The 19,503-nt window shown below is 28.3% G+C and carries 20 protein-coding genes; 12 read left to right on the top strand and 8 right to left on the bottom strand.

What is annotated here, in order from left to right; translation table 11 throughout:
* Position 1: 1 nt before the first annotated feature.
* The 9 genes from ACYPV9_RS05950 to ACYPV9_RS05910 all read left to right on the top strand — a co-directional run bounded on the left by ACYPV9_RS05950 (position 2) and on the right by ACYPV9_RS05910 (position 6,613).
* Positions 2–310 carry a 2TM domain-containing protein gene (locus tag ACYPV9_RS05950; RefSeq protein WP_299059928.1) on the top strand — a complete coding sequence of 103 codons (309 nt, stop codon included), beginning with the start codon at positions 2–4 and terminating at the stop codon, positions 308–310.
* A gap of 40 nt (positions 311–350) precedes the next feature.
* A complete protein-coding gene (locus tag ACYPV9_RS05945) occupies positions 351–1,106 on the top strand; it encodes a LytR/AlgR family response regulator transcription factor (protein ID WP_299059931.1) in 756 nt (251 codons plus the stop codon).
* A gap of 57 nt (positions 1,107–1,163) precedes the next feature.
* Positions 1,164–1,979, top strand: a complete 816-nt coding sequence (locus ACYPV9_RS05940) for a helix-turn-helix domain-containing protein (protein WP_299059934.1) — start codon at positions 1,164–1,166, stop codon at positions 1,977–1,979.
* 87 nt (positions 1,980–2,066) lie between these two features.
* Complete coding sequence (locus ACYPV9_RS05935) at positions 2,067–2,441, top strand: VOC family protein (RefSeq protein WP_459742287.1); 375 nt, start codon at positions 2,067–2,069, stop codon at positions 2,439–2,441.
* Positions 2,442–2,596: 155 nt separating this feature from the next.
* Positions 2,597–3,598 (top strand): DHH family phosphoesterase, encoded by a 1,002-nt coding sequence (locus tag ACYPV9_RS05930; protein ID WP_459742285.1) that lies wholly within the window; start codon positions 2,597–2,599, stop codon positions 3,596–3,598.
* A gap of 69 nt (positions 3,599–3,667) precedes the next feature.
* Positions 3,668–5,239 (top strand): helicase HerA-like domain-containing protein, encoded by a 1,572-nt coding sequence (locus tag ACYPV9_RS05925; protein WP_459742283.1) that lies wholly within the window; start codon positions 3,668–3,670, stop codon positions 5,237–5,239.
* Between the two features lie 43 nt (positions 5,240–5,282).
* Complete coding sequence (locus ACYPV9_RS05920; protein WP_459742281.1) at positions 5,283–5,849, top strand: hypothetical protein; 567 nt, start codon at positions 5,283–5,285, stop codon at positions 5,847–5,849.
* A 6-nt stretch (positions 5,850–5,855) separates the two neighbouring features.
* A complete protein-coding gene (locus tag ACYPV9_RS05915; protein WP_299059947.1) occupies positions 5,856–6,245 on the top strand; it encodes a hypothetical protein in 390 nt (129 codons plus the stop codon).
* A 2-nt stretch (positions 6,246–6,247) separates the two neighbouring features.
* Positions 6,248–6,613 (top strand): cupin domain-containing protein, encoded by a 366-nt coding sequence (locus ACYPV9_RS05910; RefSeq protein WP_299059949.1) that lies wholly within the window; start codon positions 6,248–6,250, stop codon positions 6,611–6,613.
* Here the strand turns inward: ACYPV9_RS05910 and ACYPV9_RS05905 are convergent.
* Positions 6,610–7,311 carry a YwaF family protein gene (locus tag ACYPV9_RS05905; RefSeq protein WP_459742278.1) on the bottom strand — a complete coding sequence of 234 codons (702 nt, stop codon included), beginning with the start codon at positions 7,309–7,311 and terminating at the stop codon, positions 6,610–6,612. The genes ACYPV9_RS05910 and ACYPV9_RS05905 overlap by 4 nt on opposite strands.
* Positions 7,312–7,431: 120 nt before the next feature.
* Between ACYPV9_RS05905 and ACYPV9_RS05900 the strand changes: the two genes are divergently transcribed.
* Positions 7,432–8,463, top strand: a complete 1,032-nt coding sequence (locus tag ACYPV9_RS05900) for an AI-2E family transporter (protein ID WP_299059953.1) — start codon at positions 7,432–7,434, stop codon at positions 8,461–8,463.
* On the opposite strand, the gene ACYPV9_RS05895 is transcribed toward ACYPV9_RS05900, so the two are convergent.
* The 6 genes from ACYPV9_RS05895 to msrB form a co-directional block, all read right to left on the bottom strand.
* Entirely contained in the window at positions 8,460–9,350 is an 891-nt protein-coding gene (locus ACYPV9_RS05895) for a YitT family protein (protein ID WP_299059955.1), read from the bottom strand. The two genes, ACYPV9_RS05900 and ACYPV9_RS05895, sit on opposite strands and share 4 nt — an antisense overlap.
* Positions 9,350–10,228, bottom strand: a complete 879-nt coding sequence (gene folD, locus ACYPV9_RS05890; protein WP_299059956.1) for a bifunctional methylenetetrahydrofolate dehydrogenase/methenyltetrahydrofolate cyclohydrolase FolD — start codon at positions 10,226–10,228, stop codon at positions 9,350–9,352. Before folD ends, ACYPV9_RS05895 begins: the two co-directional genes overlap by 1 nt.
* On the bottom strand, positions 10,225–11,643 hold the full coding sequence (locus ACYPV9_RS05885; protein ID WP_459742275.1) for a hypothetical protein: 1,419 nt from the start codon (positions 11,641–11,643) through the stop codon (positions 10,225–10,227). The genes folD and ACYPV9_RS05885 overlap by 4 nt, the downstream gene beginning before the upstream one ends.
* A 50-nt stretch (positions 11,644–11,693) precedes the next feature.
* Positions 11,694–13,022: a signal recognition particle protein gene (ffh, locus tag ACYPV9_RS05880; protein ID WP_459742273.1), complete on the bottom strand. Its 1,329-nt coding sequence runs from the start codon at positions 13,020–13,022 to the stop codon at positions 11,694–11,696.
* A gap of 526 nt (positions 13,023–13,548) precedes the next feature.
* Entirely contained in the window at positions 13,549–14,082 is a 534-nt protein-coding gene (locus ACYPV9_RS05875) for a DinB family protein (RefSeq protein ID WP_459742271.1), read from the bottom strand.
* An 88-nt stretch (positions 14,083–14,170) separates the two neighbouring features.
* The gene (gene msrB, locus ACYPV9_RS05870; RefSeq protein WP_299059964.1) at positions 14,171–14,650 is read right to left on the bottom strand and encodes a peptide-methionine (R)-S-oxide reductase MsrB; all 480 of its coding nucleotides are present in this window, start codon (positions 14,648–14,650) and stop codon (positions 14,171–14,173) included.
* A 200-nt stretch (positions 14,651–14,850) separates the two neighbouring features.
* Between msrB and ACYPV9_RS05865 the strand changes: the two genes are divergently transcribed.
* Together ACYPV9_RS05865 and ACYPV9_RS05860 are read left to right on the top strand one after the other, a co-directional pair.
* Positions 14,851–15,660: a M48 family metallopeptidase gene (locus ACYPV9_RS05865; protein ID WP_299059966.1), complete on the top strand. Its 810-nt coding sequence runs from the start codon at positions 14,851–14,853 to the stop codon at positions 15,658–15,660.
* Positions 15,661–15,744: 84 nt separating this feature from the next.
* A complete protein-coding gene (locus ACYPV9_RS05860; protein ID WP_299059968.1) occupies positions 15,745–17,121 on the top strand; it encodes an MFS transporter in 1,377 nt (458 codons plus the stop codon).
* Positions 17,122–17,196: 75 nt separating this feature from the next.
* Here ACYPV9_RS05860 and ACYPV9_RS05855 read toward each other — a convergent pair whose 3' ends face one another.
* On the bottom strand, positions 17,197–19,497 hold the full coding sequence (locus ACYPV9_RS05855; protein ID WP_459742268.1) for a TonB-dependent receptor: 2,301 nt from the start codon (positions 19,495–19,497) through the stop codon (positions 17,197–17,199).
* Positions 19,498–19,503 lie beyond the last annotated feature (6 nt).

Raw genomic sequence — 19,503 nt, 5'->3', positions numbered from 1 at the left:
TATGGAAGATATAAATAAATACAAAATAGCAAAGGCTAGAAAGAAAGTAGAGGATATCAAAAAGTTTTACAAACACGTGGTGACCTATATTATTGTAAATCTGTTTTTAACATTTGTTTGGAAATTTTCGTTTAAAATATTTGGAAGTTTTATATTGAGCAATCAATTTAATAGTGACGGATTTAAACACATTCCGTTTTGGTTAATTTGGGGAATTTTCTTGATTTTAGATGCATTTAGAACATTTGACGTTATTACTATTTTTGGTAAAGATTGGGAAGAGAGAAAAATGAAAGAATTTATGAAATAAAATATTTCATTCATAAAAAGTAAAAAAGAAAACAATTTCTATGAACGTATTAATAATTGAAGATGAAAAACCTGCAGCAAGAAGATTAAACAGAATGTTGGCAGAATTAGACATAGAAGTACAACAAATGCTACATTCTGTAGAAGAGTCTTTAAATTGGTTACAAAATAACCAACATCCAGACTTAATATTTTTAGACATTCAACTATCAGACGGTTTGTCTTTTGAAATCTTTGAAGAAATAGATGTTAAATCTGCAATAATTTTTACAACTGCTTACGATGAATATGCTTTAAAGGCTTTTAAACTAAATAGTATCGATTATTTATTAAAGCCTTTAGATGAAGATGAATTAAAGGTTGCTGTAGATAAATTTAAAGAAAATCAACCAAAAAAATCAGACGTTCAAGTTAATTTAGATGATATTCGTAAACTGTTGGTAAATCCTGTAGATCGTAAATTTAAAAAACGAATCTCGATAAAAGTTGGGCAACACATCAAAATTATTAATATTGATGAAATTGAGTGTTTTTACAGCGAAAATAAAGCTACCTATATACATACTTCCGAAAACAGAAATTATCTTTTAGATGGTTCTTTAGAAAATTGGCAAGAACAATTAGATTCAGAAAAATTTTTTAGAGTCAATAGAACTTTTATTATCAATATTAACTCGATTAAAGATATCATTGCCTATTCAAATTCTCGCTTAAAATTGATTTTAAATACATATCAAGACTCAGAAATTATTGTGAGTAGAGAACGTGTAAAAGATTTTAAAAATTGGATTGAATGATAATTAAAAAAAATCACCGAAATTAGTAGCAATTAATATATTTCAAAAATTGCAAAAATGGATCATAAAATATTTGAACCTCAAGAGAATTTAAAAGAATGGGTTAAGTGTTATTGGACATTAGAAAGTGATTTTGAAAAAACGCCAAAAAAAAATACAATAATACCAGACGGAACAATGAAATTGATATTTCATTATGGTGAAACTTATAAACATCATTTTGATAATTTTACTAGCGAAATTTTACCAAAATGTTTTTTAATAGGTCAACTTACTAAACCTTATATTGTAGAACCTTTGGGTATTACGGGTTCTTTTGTTGTTCGGTTTCAACCTAATGGTTTTTTACCTTTTTGTAAATTATCTATAAGAAGAATTCAAAACACTGCAGTTTCTATAGAAGAATTATTTGGTTTAGAAGGTAAGGAGTTAGGAGATAAGGTTTTGAATGCAAAATCTACAGAAGAACGAATTGAACTTATAGAATTTTTTTTACTGAATAAACTTAGTCATAAAAATACTATTGATACAATTGTAAAATCTACTGTAGATACTATTTTAGCAGCAAACGGTCAATATTCTGTAGATACTTTATCGAAACAAAATAATACAAGCAGAAGACAATTAACACGTAAATTTTCATCAACAATAGGTTTAAGTCCTAAACAACTTTCTAAAACTGTAAGAATTCAAAATGCGCTTAAGACGTTATTAAATAATCAGGTAACAAGTCTTACTGATTTAGCTTACGAAAACGAATATTTTGATCAAGCACATTTTATTAAAGATTTTAAAGAATTTACAGGATTAACTCCTAAAGAATTTTATGGTGATGATTTAAAAATGTCTTTAATTTTTGATCAAAAAAAATAGCTTGTCCCATTTTTACAATTTTAAGATTTCATCTTAAAGCATCTTTGTAGTGCAATTAAGCAACAAAATAATTAAAACACATAAAAGATGAAAAACGTAAATCCTGTTAATTGGTTCGATATTCTTGTATCAAATTTAAAAAATGCTAAAGAGTTTTATGAAACTGTATTTAATATAAAATTGGTAGATTTTCCTGCAGAATTTGGTAAACAAGCTGGTTTTCCTTTTGACCCAAAAGGGATAAATATTACAGGAGCATTGGTAGAAAAAGAAGATTTTGTTTCTGGGAATAACAATACAATAATATATTTTGAATCTAAAGATTGTGTAACAGAAGAACATTTGGTAGAAAAGGTAGGCGGTAAAATTATCCGTTCTAAAATGTCTATTGGAGAATTTGGTTTTGTATCGATTTTAGAGGATAGAGATGGTAATTCGATTGGTTTACATTCTATGGAATAGCACTTGTTTTTTTCTGATATGAAACAATATAATTTTAAGAGAAGGAAGTTTTAAGCTTCCTTTTTTTTGTTTTTATTAAAGATTTCAATTTTTAAATTGAAATTATTATTTACTTCAATAATAATCCTAACTTCGTCAACTTTAAAATAAATTTCATGAATATTTATAAGAAAATTGAAGCTGAAATATTAGCAGCTACAAATATCGTAATTACAGCACATAAATCTGCAGACGGAGATTCAGTAGGTTCTTCTTTAGGATTGCTTCACTTTATAGAGAAATTAGGTAAATCTGCAGCAATTTGTCATCCTGATAAGGCGCCTGAATTTTTATATTGGTTAGATACATCTTCAATACTTTTAATGGATGAAAACCCTGAAGAGGTTACCAATAAAATTAACAATGCTGATTTAATTTTTTGTTTAGATTACAATGCAATTAGTAGAGTAGGACCAGAAATGCAAACTTTGTTAGAAGCTTCTACTTCTAAGAAAATTATGATTGATCATCATTTAAATCCAGAAGAATTTCCAGATATTATTGTATCAGAAACAACAGCATCATCAACATCACAATTAATTGTAGATTTAATAGAACAATCTGGTAATTTAGATATTTTAAATGCTAAAATAGGGACTCCGTTATATCTTGGAATTTTAACAGATACAGGTAGTTTTAGATTTAACTCTGTGAAACCAAGAACGCATGAGGTTTTAGCTAAATTATTAGCTGCAGGTGTAGAACATCATTTAATACATGAAAAATTAAGTGATAACAACACAGAAACTCGTTTGCGCTTGCAGGGTTATGCAATGAGCGAAAAGCTAGAGATTTTATATGATTATAATGTTGCAATAATTTCTTTATCTAAAGAAGAATTGGCAAAATATAAATATGTAAAAGGCGACACCGACAACTTAGCCAATTTAGTTTTATCAATAAAAGGGATGAAAGCCGCAATTGTTTTTACAGAAAGAGACGGAATTATGAAAATTTCTTTTCGTTCTAAAGGTTCAGAAAACCCTGTAAATGCTTTAGCTAAAGAACATTTTAATGGTGGTGGACATGCAAATGCAGCTGGTGGAATGAGTGAATTATCCGTAGAGGAAACCTTAGCAAAACTTAAAAGTTTAATTCCTGATTATTTTTCTAATTAGAAGGAACAAAACTCTTCAAATAATTTCTTAAATGTTAAAGTTTGATTATTTTTATCAAAATTTACGAAGATGAGTCAGCAGGAAGAATTTTTTGAATACATTAATAATGGCTATAAAACTAAAGGAGAGTCTATTGAGTTAGGTGCTGCAATGTTAGGTGAAGAAACCATAACAAATGCCATCGTTAAAGTACCATTAAAAACATTAAATAGGCATGGTTTAATTGCCGGAGCAACAGGAACCGGAAAAACCAAAACTTTACAAGTTTTAGCAGAAAACCTTTCAGAAAAAGGAATTCCGGTTTTATTAATGGATATAAAAGGGGACCTTTCTGGTTTGGCGCAGCCAAGTCCAGGACATGCAAAAATAGACGAACGTCATGCAAAAATTGGATTTGAATTTACTGCTCAAAAATTTCCAATAGAAGTTCTTACTATTTCAGAACAAGATGGTACAAGATTACGTGCAACAATATCAGAATTTGGCCCCGTCTTATTATCTAGAATTTTAGATTTAACAGAAACACAAAGCGGAATAGTTTCTATAATTTTTAAATATTGTGATGACAATAAATATCCTTTATTAGATATTAAAGATTTTAAAAAGGTATTACAATTTGTAACTCAAGAAGGTAAAGAAGAAATTCAAGCAGAATACGGTAGAATTTCTACTGCAAGTACAGGTGCAATCTTACGTAAGATTGTAGAAATAGAACAACAAGGTGGCGATTTGTTTTTTGGTGAAAAATCTTTTGATGTAGAAGATTTAACAAGAATAGACGAAGATGGTAATGGTATAATTTCGGTTTTACGTTTAACAGATATTCAAGACAAACCAAAGTTGTTTTCTACATTTATGTTACAATTATTGGCAGAGGTTTATGAAACTTTTCCAGAGCAAGGAGATTCTGGAAGACCAGAATTGGTAATTTTTATTGATGAAGCGCACCTAGTTTTTGAAGAAGCATCTAAAGCATTGTTAAATCAAATAGAAAGTATTGTAAAATTGATTCGTTCTAAAGGTATAGGTTTGTATTTTGTAACTCAAAATCCTAAAGATGTACCAGAAGATATTTTAGCACAATTGGGGTTAAAGATTCAGCATGCATTAAGAGCATTTACGGCAAAAGATAGAAAAGCAATTAAATTAGCTGCAGAGAATTATCCAGATTCAGAATATTACGATACTAAAGAAGTATTAACTCAATTAGGTATTGGTGAAGCCTTTGTTTCTGTTTTAAACGAAAAAGGAATACCAACACCATTGGCCAGAACAATGTTAAGAGCACCAATGAGTCGAATGGATGTTTTAACACCTAAAGAACTTAAAAGTGTTATTAATAATTCGCGACTTTTCTACAAATACAACGAAACCTTAGATAGAGAAAGTGCTTATGAATTGCTTAATTCTAAAATTGAAAAAGTTAATTTGGCAGAGGCAAAAGCAATTAAGCAAGAGGAAGAAAGAAAAGAAAGAGAAAGATTAGCTAAGGAAAAAGAAAAGGAAAGAAAAAGAGAAGAAAGAGCTTCTAAAAGTTATTCTCGTAGAAGAAGTACTGCACAAAACCCTATTGTAAAAGTTTTAACAAGTGCAACTTTTATTAGAGCAGCCTTCGGAATATTAAAAAAAGTTTTAAAATAACAAAATTAGATATAGCACGTTATAAACGTATAAACTACCAAATATGATTAAAAAAAATATATTATCAATAGTAATAATTGCATGCTCACTTTTAATAATAAGTTGTGGTGATGGAGGAAAATTTACAATACAAAAAGGAAAAGTTGGTCATTTAACGCCAAAAACAACAATCGATGAGTTAGAAGGAATTTTTAAAAACGATTCTATTGTTAAAAATTTAAGTGAAGGTGCTTTAGGAGATAATTATTTTCAAGATGATGATGAATATTTAGTTTTTGAAAAAGGAGGAAAGTTAAAACTAACAATTATTCCTAAAGAACAGTTAGATTCTGTTTCTACAATTAAAAGTATCGAAATTCATGATGCAAGATATGCAACAGAATCTGGCATTAATATTAATTCTAGTTTTTCTGAAATAAACTTAAACAATAATATTAATAGAATAGAATCTACATTTTCTACTGCGACTTTGTTTATAGATGATTTAAACGCAACAATAGGAATCGATAAAGAAGAATTAGGATTAAAAGATTTTTCTACTCAGAAAGTAACTTTAGAACAAATTCCTGATTTAGCAAAAATGAAATCTTTTATTGTTTGGTTTAATTAATAGAGTATGGGCACGTATTCTATCGAAAATAGTAAAGAATCAATTTTAAGGCCAAATTCAGAGTTCGAAAGAAGAATAATTCTTCAATATTATCTCGACAATGATGTTCAAATTAACGAGATAGAAAGAAATATTTTAAATGAATGCCATGTTTCTGAACACGAATCAATAGGAATTATTGGTTGCTTACTAAAGGATAAATCTTTACTAAATTCTTTAAGATTAGTAATAGGTGCAAGTAATAGATCAAATTTTAAACTTTCTACATTATCAAATTCTTTATTAGATTCAAATACTTTAAAAAAAGCTGTTTCTTATTATTTTAAAGAAAATAATTACGATAACCTTAGTAGAAGTGAACAAATTATAAGAACAGAATTTAATCTTATTTATTAAAGATGAAAAAATATACGATTCAGAAATCTCCGTTTGTAGTGCCAACAACAGATGGTAAACTAATAGAAGAACATTTTGGTAATGCCTCAGATGGTAATTCTCAAATTAGTATTGCACACATGGTTGCACCTTCTAAGTGGAGCGAGCCTTTTCAAACACCAGAATTTGACGAGTATACATATATCATAAAAGGTAAAAAGCAATTTATTATAGATGGTGAAACCATTATTTTAAAAACTGGGGAATCTATAAAAATTGAAAAAAATACTAGAGTTCAATATTCAAATCCTTTTGATGAACCTTGTGAATATCTTGCAGTTTGTTTACCAGCATTTTCTATAGATTTAGTAAATCGAGAAGAAAATTAAGATCTTTTTTTTACTAAATAGAATGGTAAATAAATAAGTAAAAAATAAGGAATTACTATAATTTCTACTACAAAAATGTATGTAGGCCATTCACCAAATAAATCTAATAAAGTTGCGGCATCTGGTTTTCTATTAGTATAAAAATAGTTAGAACCTAAAAAGTAATTTATAATAAACATGATAATCATGTAGATTTGGATTGCTAAAAACGATTTTGCTACACTTTTAATAGTTGGTCTCATTTTATAAATAAATGTAGCATATAACATAAAAATAATAAGTCCTGCATGTACAAACCAATACCTAAAGAATTTAAAATTTAAATAATTGCTTTCATCAGGTGTTATTATAGATTGTAGTGTTCCTGCAAATATTAAAAAAAGGAGTATTTCATAATATATTAATTTTCTAGTAAGAGAAAATACTGGTATAATAATAGCCATAAAACTGCATAAATGTAACGGCAAATCTTTCTGATAATTAAAATTTCCTTTATAAAAGTTTAATATAGTAGCAAAAATAACAGTAAGAGAAAGACAGAAAGCAAAAACATTTCCTATTAGTATTTGTCTTTTTTTAGATTGATTTTTCGCAAAAAAAAGTAAAAGAAATCCAAAAACAATTAAACTTGAGACGACACCTAAATGCTGAATTGTAAAAGGTGTAAAGTCATTGTTTTCCTTCAAAAAGAAATCCATAAAACGTACTTAGTATAATTTTGTTACCTCTAATGTTAAGAGGTTTAAATGAGTTAAATTTATAATTGATTTTTACAATATATAGATTTATAATTTAATAAATTGCGTAAAATCTATTTTATGAACGATACAATTGCTCCCAAAACCATAAGACAAGTATTTGTTTTATTATTAATACTAGTTATAGGCATTCTAATTTTTAAAGAGATGATGCCTTATTTATCAGGCGTTTTAGGAGCCATTACAGTATATGTATTACTAAGAAAATGGATGATAATTTTAGTAAAAAGAAAATGGCATCCAGATGTGGCTGCAATTTTTTTAATGTTGATATCATTTGTATGTATTTTGTTACCGGTTACTGGTTTATTAATGATGTTAGGTAGTAAGATTGGTGATGCAGTAAGAAATTCTGCAGAAGTAACACAAGCATTAAAAGATATTTTTGGTAAAATTGAAAATAAGTTTGGTTACGATTTAGCCGAAAAAATTAATGTTTCTGAAGTTTCAACATGGGTTACAAGTAATTTAGAAGGTTTTGCTGGCGGAACGTTTAATATTTTTATCGCAATTGGTATTATGTATTTTCTACTATATTATATGTTTACTAATAGATCAGAACTTAGAAATTCTTTGTATCAATATATACCCATTAGTGATAAAAATTTAAAAATTATAGGAGAAGAATCTCAAGCAATGGTTCGTTCTAATGCAATAGGTATTCCATTGGTTGCAATAGGTCAAGGAATAATAGCTTTAATTGGTTTTTTAATTTTTGATATTAATGACCCTTTCTTTTGGTTTATTATTGTTACTGTTGGTTCTATGATACCCTTTGTAGGTACTCTTATAGGTATTTTACCCGTTTTTATTTTAACAATTTCTACAGGAAATAATTTTGCAGCTTGGGGAATTCTAATCTACGGTTTAGTAGTAGTAGGTTCTACAGATAATATAATTAGGCTGTTTGTTTTAAAGAAATTAGATAACGTGCATCCATTAATAACTTTAATTGGTGTTATTGTTGGTGTACCTTTATTCGGGTTTATTGGTTTAATTTTCGGGCCATTATTAATAAGTTTATTCTTAGTAATAGTAAGAATTTATAGAAAAGAATTTGGTGCCCATCGAGCAGAAGAAAATGTTCTTTAATTACTAGGTAATTTTTTATTTTTCTTTTTGTTGATGTAATGACGCAAAACACCACCTTTCACACTATTTACATCAAACTCTACTATAAATGCATTTTCATCTAAGTTTTGTACAATTCGATACATTTTTTTAATGTCTATTCTATTTATTATAGAATGAATAATATCAAAATCTTCTGATTTATCATTTACATTAAACCCAGAAGAGCCTTTATAAATTGTTAAACCTACTCCTAATTCTTCTAGAATAGCTTTTTTAATAACTTTATGTTGTCTAGAAACTATAGTTACACCAATAAAATCTTCGAAACCTTCTATTACAGTATCTGTAACTTTGGCGGCAATTATATAGGTTAAAATAGAGTAAAGCGCAACTTCTACAGATACTACAAAAGCAGTAATTGCAAATAAAATGATGTTAAAAAATAACACAATTTTACCAATACTTAATCCGAATTTATCATTCAAATAAATACCTAAAATCTCAGAACCGTCTAATACAGATCCATTTCTAATGGCTATTCCAATACCAGAACCAACCAATAAACCTCCAAATATAGAAATCAGTAGTTTATCGTTGGTTATGGTTTGAAAATTTTCTAGATGAATAAATAAGGCTAAACCTAAAATACTAACAATAGATTTTATTACAATTCTTTTAGAGACTGTAAAATATCCTAAAATTAAAAAAGGAATACTAAATATTAATAAAAGATAAGACATATTTATATCTACCTGTGTTCTTACTAAAAGCGCAATACCAGTTACGCCACCATCTAAGAAACCGTTGGGTAATAAAAAGGCTTTTAAGCCCAAACTTGTTAAAACGATTCCAACAAATATTTGAAAATATTCTGATAGGTAAGTAGTTGCGGTTTTAATCGACATTATTTTGATTTTCTAGTACAAGCTAAAAGAGTATTTTTTAACAACATTGCAATTGTCATTGGGCCAACTCCACCAGGAACGGGCGTAATAAAATCAGATTTTTTAGAAACTTCTTCAAAAGCAACATCACCAACCAACCTAAATCCGTTTTTTTTGGTTGAATCTGCCAAACGTGTAATTCCTACATCTACTACAGTTACATTATCTTTAACCATGTCTGCTTTTAAAAATTCTGGAATACCAATTGCTGCAACTACAATATCTGCTTGTAATGTAATTTCTTTTAAGTTTTTTGTTCTACTATGGCACATTGTAACCGTTGCATTACCAACTTTACGTTTTTGAGATAATAGAATACTCATTGGGCTACCAACAATATGACTTCTTCCTAAAACTACTACATGTTTTCCAGATGTTTCTACATTATATCTGTCTAATAATTCTAAAATTCCGAAAGGAGTTGCAGAAATAAATGTTGGCAAATTTAAAGCCATTTTACCAACATTAGTAGGATGAAAGCCATCGACATCTTTATTTGGATCTACCGCCATTAATATTTTTTGCTCGTCTATATGTTTTGGTAGAGGTAATTGTACAATAAAGCCATCAATATCATTATCAACATTTAAAACAGCAATTTCGTTTAGCAATTCTTCTTCTGTTGTTTCTTCAGAAAGTCTAATCAATGTAGATTCAAAACCAACACGTTCACATGCTTTTACTTTTGCATTTACATAAGTTATACTTGCACCGTCGTTACCTACAATTATCGCAGCTAAATGTGGTGTTTTATGACCTTTGTTTTTTAAATCTCTTACTTCTAAAGCAATTTCTTCTTTAATGTCTGCAGATGTCTTTTTTCCGTCTAATAAAATCATTGTTCTTTTAAAATATAAATATTGATAGCGATGTTAAAATTATTGAATTCTTTTAATATGGTATAATCATTTTCTAAACTTTTTAATTCATCATCTGATAAATTAAAAACTGTGGCGTAAAAAACGTACTTATTTTTCTTATTAAATTGTTGAAAAGATCTAGTGTCTCCTTTAAAATCTACAAAATCTAATTTAGTTAAGTTAGGAAAAAAACTAGCAACTTCTTCGATATTAATATCTTGTTTATTTAAATAATTAATAGCTTTTAAGCGTAAAGAATGATATGGAATGTGAGCCAATGTAGCGTCCCAACCTTGTGAGATTTCTTTTGGATAAATCCATAGATTACCTGTTATTAGTCCCAGAAACAAGAAAGTATAAATAATTTTCTTCCTTTTATAAAAGGACATAATTAGTCTAAAAGATAGTGTAATAAATAAGATGTAAGAAACTATAAAATATCTATGCCCAATTGTGTTTGTAGATATTAAAGAAACAACAATAACAAAAAAAACAGATGAAATAGACAGTAATAATAATTGTTTATTTTTAATAGATTTGGTGATTTTTTTACCAAAAAGGATAAATGAAACAATTAAAAATAGGAAAATAAAAATTTTACCGAAGTCTAAATACCTTTGAATTAAGAAGAAACAGTTTTTTAAAAAACCTTTAATATTTACAAATTTCCATAAACTAGCCCAAGGCGAATTGGGGTGAGTTTGTAACCAACCTTTAGTAGCTAGTCTCCAAACAACAAATAAAATACCCGATAAACTGCCAAAAAAATAAATTAATAGGAATTTAAAATTTAATATAGATTTTATTTTCTCTCTTTGGATATACAATTTATTCAGAATGTCAAAAAGGAAAATACCTGCAACTAGCATCATACTTCTGTACGATATAATGCTTAAAAATATAAGTCCTATAAATTTTAAGTAATCTTTTTTAAATAGAATAGAGTTTACAACCAGAAAAAAGAAAAAAAGAATAATTATCTCTGGATTAACAATTACAAAAGAGGTTGCTAAATTAGGTTCTACAATTATTAAAATAAATAAAAAGAAGTGTTTATTAGCTTCTTTTACAAAATAGGAAATAAATTTTCTAATCTGAAAAAAGAAACCGATTGTAAAAGGTAATATTAATAAATGAGAAACCCATAATTCATGACCAAAAATTCTCCAGAAAAAAGCTAATAAAAAAGCTAAAAAAGGTGGATGACCAGGGTCAAAATTTATTGGGATATTCCAGTTAAATAAAGAGTTATCGTAAAGATGGTTACCCATTTTAGATGCAAACAATACATTATCCCAAAACATTCCGTTTTTAAAAGATAAAAGAAAAATTAAGACACCAAAAGATATGAAGAAAATGTTTCTTTTATTTTTTGAATCGAAAAATGTTTGCAAAAAACTGTACATTTAATCATTAAAAAAAGCTGCAAAATTGCAGCTTATATTTATTTCATTCCTTTCATCATTTGCATCATCTTTTTGCCACCACCACCTTGCATCATCTTCATCATTTTGCTCATTTGATTAAATTGTTTCATCAACTGATTTACTTCTGTTACCGATGTACCAGAACCTTTTGCTATTCTTTTTTTACGACTAGCATTAATAGTTGTAGGTGTACTTCTTTCTGATGGCGTCATAGAATGTATAATTGCTTCTATACCTTTAAAAGCATCATCGTCAATATCTATGTCTTTCATAGCTTTACCAGCACCAGGAATCATACCCATAAGGTCTTTCATGCTTCCCATCTTTTTTATTTGCTGAATCTGATTTAAGAAATCATCAAAACCAAACTGATTTTTTGCAATTTTTTTCTGTAGTTTTCTTGCTTCCTCTTCGTCGTATTGATCTTGAGCTCTTTCAACAAGAGAAATAACGTCTCCCATTCCAAGAATTCTATCAGCCATTCTATCCGGATGAAAAACGTCTATAGCATCCATTTTTTCACCTGTACCAATAAATTTAATTGGTTTGTCTACTACAGATTTAATTGATAAAGCAGCTCCACCACGAGTATCACCATCTAGCTTTGTAAGAACAACTCCGTCAAAATTTAAAATATCATTAAAGGCTTTTGCTGTATTAACCGCATCTTGCCCTGTCATAGAATCTACAACAAAAAGAGTTTCTTGTGGCGTAATTGCTTTATGAATATTAGAAATTTCTGTCATCATTTCTTCATCAACAGCTAAACGACCAGCGGTATCAATAATTACAACATTTTTACCATTTGCTTTGGCGTGTTGTATTGCATTTTTAGAAATTTCTACAGGATTGTTATTACCAACTTCTGCATAGACTTCTACACCAATTTGCTCACCAACCACTTGTAATTGATTAATAGCTGCAGGTCTATAAACGTCACAACCAACAAGAAGAACCTGTTTTGCTTTTTTAGTTTTTAAGAAGTTTGCTAATTTTCCAGAAAAAGTAGTTTTACCAGAACCTTGTAAACCAGACATTAAAATTACGGTTGGTAATCCACCAAGGTTAACACCTACAGTTTCACCACCCATTAGTTCTGTTAGTTCATCTTTAACCAACTTAACCATTAATTGTCCTGGATTTAATGTAGTTAATACATCTTGTCCTATTGCTTTTGTTTGAACTCTTTTAGTAAATTCTTTTGCAATCTTAAAGTTAACATCGGCATCTAATAACGCTCTTCTAACTTCTTTTAAAGTTTCTGCTACGTTAACTTCTGTAATTTTACCGTGTCCTTTAAGGGTATGTAAGGCTTTATCTAATTTATCGCTTAAATTATTAAACATAATTTGTGTCTTTTTTTTGGAAACACAAATATAATAAATTAACAAGAATTTTAAGAAAGTTATTTAAGCCTTTTTTTACAAGTTTTTCTTTAGAAATAACGTGGTGATAAAGTTTGTAAAATGTAAAAATAAAGAGACTAAGAAAAGTATTATTGCTATTGTAAATAGTAATGAAGTATAATTATCTAAATAGTTATAATTTATAGTATTAACTTTTTTTAAATTTTCAAAATAATGAGAAATAAGTAAAATTAGTAATGATAAAATTTGTGAAAATATATGTAATAAAGTGAGCCATTTAAATGGTTTTTTACCAGCCCATTTTAAAACATAATAATTAAAAGCAATTAATAAAAAATACAAGGCACATAAATAAAACCAATGATTTATCGAAATAGTCATGTAAATGTCTAAAAAAGCAATATCGATAAGGTTATAATTTATAATACCTAAAATTATAAATGAAATACTAAAGGCTAGAAATGTTAAATAAGGTTTTTCTAAACAATTTTTTAGAAAAGATATTTTATAAGTTTTCATACTTTTCTGAAAGAATAATTGTGTGGTGTTCTAAATGATATGCAGACCACATAACAATTTCTCTAATAGTCATTTTACCCATTAAAGGGTGTGGAATTACCAATCTGTCTAAATTTAAATCGCTTTTTCTTCTAACTTTATTTTGAAGTTTTTTATTAACTATACATAATTTTTGAAGTATTTTTTTTCTACTTTTTAATGATGGTTTTTTTAATTTACTATTAAATTTTCTTGCCTTATCTTGATTAAGCTTTAATTTATCTTGATAATTTTTAACAACAGTTTCATAATCTCTAGTGGCTCTGTTGCACAAACCAAATTTATGTTTTAAAAAGAATCGTGGAAAATTTAATGCTTTGTTTAATAATTGAAAGCTATTAACTAAATGCAGAACATGTTGGCCGGTTGTCCATTTATCAGACGGACCTTTTTCCCAAATTTCTTTGGGTTGCTTTCCTAACCAATCGATTAAAACTTCATGATTAGTTTGTAATAAATCTATAATTTCCTTTTTATTCATAGTGAATAATTATCGAAACAATATACAAATTAAAATGTATAAAAAAAGAGCTTAACCAAAGCTCTTTTTATTTGAAATCTAAAAATTATTACTGTTTCGGAATGAACTCTAAGGCAACTCCGTTAATGCAATGACGTTTTCCTGTGGTTTCTTGTGGACCGTCATCAAAAGAATGTCCTAAATGTCCGCCACAAGTATTACATTTTAACTCTGTTCTTGCATAACCAATTTTATAATCTACATCTAATTCTACATTACCTTTAATAGCTCTATCAAAAGAAGGCCAACCAGTACCAGAAATAAACTTATGTTTTGTTTCATATAAAGGTGTTTTACATGCAGCACACACAAATGTACCTGGAGATTTTATTTTATTTAACTCACTAGAATGTGGCCTCTCTGTACCCGCTTGTCTAAGAACATAATATTGTTGTTCTGTTAATTCTTTTTTCCATTGGGCATCTGTTTTTGATACTTTGTATTCTTTACTTTTTTCAGATTTTTTCTGAGCATTACCTACACAACTAAAAAAAGAGAAAATTATAATTAATGAAAATATTTTATTCATAATGATGGCTTAAATTTATGTTTATTAATTTTTTAAGTCGATTGAAGAATCGAATACTTACACAAATTTACTTAATTTTTAAGCTGTTTTATATCGATTTTCCTTTTCAGTTAAGATTAAAACTGATATCGTTCAAATTCTAATAATAAAATTTATAAATTGCTATCGAAAACAAAATATTAGAATAAAAACAATCAAAAATGAAGAAAATAGCCATTTTATTATTTACTGTTATTCTTTTTTCAGAATGTAGTAAAGTTCCTATTACAGGTAGAAGTAGAATTAATTTTGTAAGTGATTCACAAGTTTTACCAGCAAGTTTTGCACAATATCAAGGTTTTTTAGAAGAGAATAAACTTTCTACTAATAGAACTATGACTAACCAAGTGAAAAGTGTTGGTACAAATATTGCTGCTGCTGTTGATCGATTTATGAGAGCAAACAATATGACTAGTGAGGCAGAAGCTTATAGATGGGAATTTAATTTGGTAGAAGATAATACGGTAAATGCTTGGTGTATGCCAGGAGGAAAAGTAGTTTTTTACACTGGTATAATGCCAATATGTAAAAACGTTGATGGAGTAGCAGCAGTTATGGGGCACGAGGTTGCACATGCATTTGCTAAACATGGTCAAGAAAGAATGTCTCAAGGGCAATTACAACAAATTGGTGGTTTAGCAGTTGCCTTAGGTACTTCTGGTAAAGATGCAAAAACACAACAAATTTGGAATACAGCGTTTGGTGTAACTTCTGGTTTAGGGGTTTTAAAGTTTAGTAGAGTTCATGAGCAGGAAGCAGATAGATTAGGTTTAGTATTTATGATTATGGCAGGTTATGATGGAACAGAAGCTGCAGAAGTTTGGGTAAGAATGAGTCAGAAATCTGGCGGAAGTTCTCAACCAGAAATTTTAAGTACACACCCGTCAAACGAATCTAGAATTCAAGATTTAAAAACATATTTACCAACCGCAAGAAAATATGCAGCTAAATTTAATGTAGCCGCAAAATAAAAATAATTTAAAAGGTAAAAACTTTTACTATATTGTATGCCGTTCAATACACATTGAACGGCATTTTTATTTAAAAAAAACAATATGTTAAAAATAGGAGATAAAAAATTAATTAATGCTTGGGCTTTTTATGATTGGGCAAATTCTGTTTATTCCTTAGTAATTAGTACGGCCGTATTTCCTTTGTTTTATAGTGCTATTACAAAAGACGAAATCGTAATGTTTTTAGGAATGGAGTGGGATTATCCTGATACTTTATACAGTTATGCGTTGTCTTTTTCTTTTTTGGTTGTAGCATTCATGTCTCCAATTTTATCTGCTATTGCAGATTATACAGGCAACAAACTAAAATTTATGAAGTTTTTTTGCTGGCTTGGTGGTTTGTCGGTAATTTCTATGTATTTTTTTAAGGATTTAAATACAGCTTGGATAGGTATTATTTGTACAATTTTAGCAAGTATTGGTTTTTGGTCTAGCATTGTTTTTTATAATTCTTATTTGCCAGAAGTTGCGCATCCAGAACAACAAGATGCAGCAAGTGCAAAAGGATTTATACATGGTTATGTTGGTTCTATAATTTTACTTTTAATTTGTTTAGGAATGATTTTAGCGCCAAACACTTTTGGTTTTGATACAAGTATTTCTGAAACTATATTAGCTTCCGGAAACAATTTAGAAATTGAAAAAGCGTTAGAAGATGCTAAAAATGCAGCATCGTTAAAAGCCATGAGAATATCTTTTGTTATGGTAGGTTTATGGTGGATTGGTTTTGCACAAATAACATTTAAAAAATTACCAAACAATATTTACAATAGAAAACCAGAAAAAGATTTTATCTGGAAAGGTTTCAAAGAATTGAAGAAAGTTTGGATAGAATTAAAAGGATATCCAACATTAAGAAACTTTTTAATTGCTTTCTTTTTATTGAGTGTTGGTGTACAAACAATTATTTTATTAGCAACAATTTTTGGTTCTTCAGAATTAGGTTTAGGTACTACAAATTTAATTGTAACCGTTTTACTTATTCAGTTTGTAGCTATTTTAGGAGCTTGGTTATTTTCTAACGTTTCTAACAAATTAGGAAATTTTATGGCAATAAAAATCACTATTTTTATTTGGATTTTAGTTTGTTTCTCTGCCTTTATGCTAGAAAAAGAATTGCAAAATGTAGAAATTTATTTTTATGCTTTAGGCGGATTATTAGGTTTGGTTTTAGGTGCAATTCAATCTTTAACAAGATCTACATATTCTAAACTTTTACCTAAAACACAAGACAACGCTACTTATTTTAGTTTTTATGATGTTACAGAAAAAATAGCAATTGTATTGGGTACTTTTGTATTTGGTTTCTTAATCTACTTAACAGATTCTATGCAATGGAGTGTTCTTTCTTTGGCTTTGTTTTTTGTAGCTGCATTAATTGTATTAAGTACTTTAAAAAGTACAGAGCATGTACACTAACGTTTTTTTAAATAATAGAAATAAAAAAAGTGTCACTGTTTGGTGACACTTTTTTTATGATTTGAAGTTTTTAATTTAGATATGAATATTGATTCCTAATACCACATTTCTACCTTGATTAAAGATTCCATCATTTTTTAATCTTGATAAGTGATTGATGTATTTTTTATTCAATAAATTATTAATTGATAATGATCCTGTAAATTTTACATTCCTTACGGTAACATCTCCACCTAAAGCAAAATTTAATAAATTATAACTGTTAGTTTCAGTTTCAAAAGCACTTACATTTTCTTGTGAAAAAGTACTTTCTAATGTAATAGAAGTATATCCTTGAGTTAACCAATCTTTATAATTAAATTCTGTTCTAAAGGTATTTCTCCATGTATTAGCCGGAATTAAAGGTAAATAATCTCCGTTTTTTTGTTTTCCAATTACAGTTTCGAAAGTACTTTCTAAATGCAACCAATCTTGCGGATGCGGGTGTAAATGAAAACCAAATTCACCACCATATAATTTTGCATTTTCTTGAATATATGTAAATACTTGTTCTCCATCTTCAATTTCATCTGTAGGAGTAATAAAAATATAATCGTTTAAATGGTTGTAAAAACCATTTGCAAAAAGCTCGAAATGTTCTGTTTTATACTCTAAAGACAAATCTACTTGTACATTTTTTTCATTTACCAAATTACTATTTCCTTGTTCGAATCTATTTGTACCATGGTGCACGCCGTTAGAGCTTAACTCTGCTAAATTAGGAGCTCTAAAACCAGAAGCTACATTAATTCTAGTTGTAACTTGATCTGATAATAAAGTTTTAAAACCTAATGAAGTTGTAAAGCTATTGTAGGATTTATTTACAGCTTCAAAAACATGTATTTCATCTTCATGAGCAATTTCGTGTCTTTCTGTATCAATTTTTCTATTATCAAAACGTATACCTGCTTGTAAAGTATTATTGTTCCAAGAGTAATTAGCGGTTGTAAAAATTCCGAAGTCATTTACAGTAGCATTTGGTATTAAGATTTCTTCACCAAAATTTGTATTTGTTTGATGTAAACCTTGTATTCCAGATAAAATTTCTAAGCCTCCAATCTTAGGAAAATGATATTTTGCATTGTAGGTAAATGTTTTTAATTTCATTCTTAAAGCAGCTTCTTCATGTTCCTCATCATGATCTTCGTCTCCGTGGTCATGATCGTGGTCGTCTTCATCTTCATGTTCATCATCATCATGGTCATCGTGCTCTTCATGTTCTTCAAACTCTTGTCTATCATTAAAAGTATAACCTAAATCGATGTCTAATTTAGAATCACCAAAAAAGAAATGATTATGTGAACTAATTATATGATTGTCTATTGTTTGAAACGGTTCTAGTAAATCATTACTAGTCGATTGTAAACCAATACCTTCGGTTAAACCTAAATTAGATTTGTTGTAGTTATATCTTAATTCTGATGTAAATTTGTTCTTAGAATATGCAATTCCAGATTTAAAATCCTTTTCATTAAAACGCGTATTTGTAACTCTTTCATCTGTTGGGATTTTATAATCTGCATGATTTGCATAGGTTCCTCTTGCTAAAAACTTCCAATTTTCTAGAGAACTTTTTATACCTACCGATGTATTTGTACCTAACGTATTATTAAAATAACGTTGATTAATATTTATTTCTGTTTTATTTGAAGAAGCAAATTTTTCTGGATTTAGGTATAAAACCCCACCTAAAGCATCAGAACCATAAAGCAATGATGCAGGTCCTTTAATAACTTCGATAGAACCAATACCAGCATCATTAATACCTAAACCGTGTTCGCCACCAAATTGCTGATTTTCTAAACGAATTCCTTGTGTATAAACCAAAACTCTGTTGCCACTTAAACCTCTAATAACAGGCTTTCTTATAGAATTTCCTGTAGAAATTTGAGAAACACCAGCTATGTTTACAATTCCTTCGGATAAAGTTGTTGCCCCTAATTTTTGTAATTTATTGGCAGAAAGTCTTTCAACTTTCATCACATTTTCTGACTGTAATTGATTAAAAGGAGTAGAAACAATTATTTCATCAATCTCATAAAATGTTTCTACCAATTGTAGATTAATTTCTTGGTTGTTATCGTTTAAATTTACATTTTTAGATACTGTTTTATAACCTAAATATGTAAATGTTAATTTGATTTTTCCGTTTGGAATGTTTTTTAATTCATAAAAACCATCAGTATTGGTTATGGTTCCTTTGTGAAGTTCTTGTGCATGAATTTCTACACCAATTAAAGCGTTGTTATTAGTGTCTGTAATTTTTCCAGAAATGCTATTTTGTGCATTCACAGATATAAATGCCATTAAAAATAGCAGTTTTAAATATAATTTCATTGTATC

This window comes from Polaribacter sp. OB-PA-B3, assembly GCF_054589375.1.
This window is presented reverse-complemented; position numbering and strand designations above follow the sequence as displayed.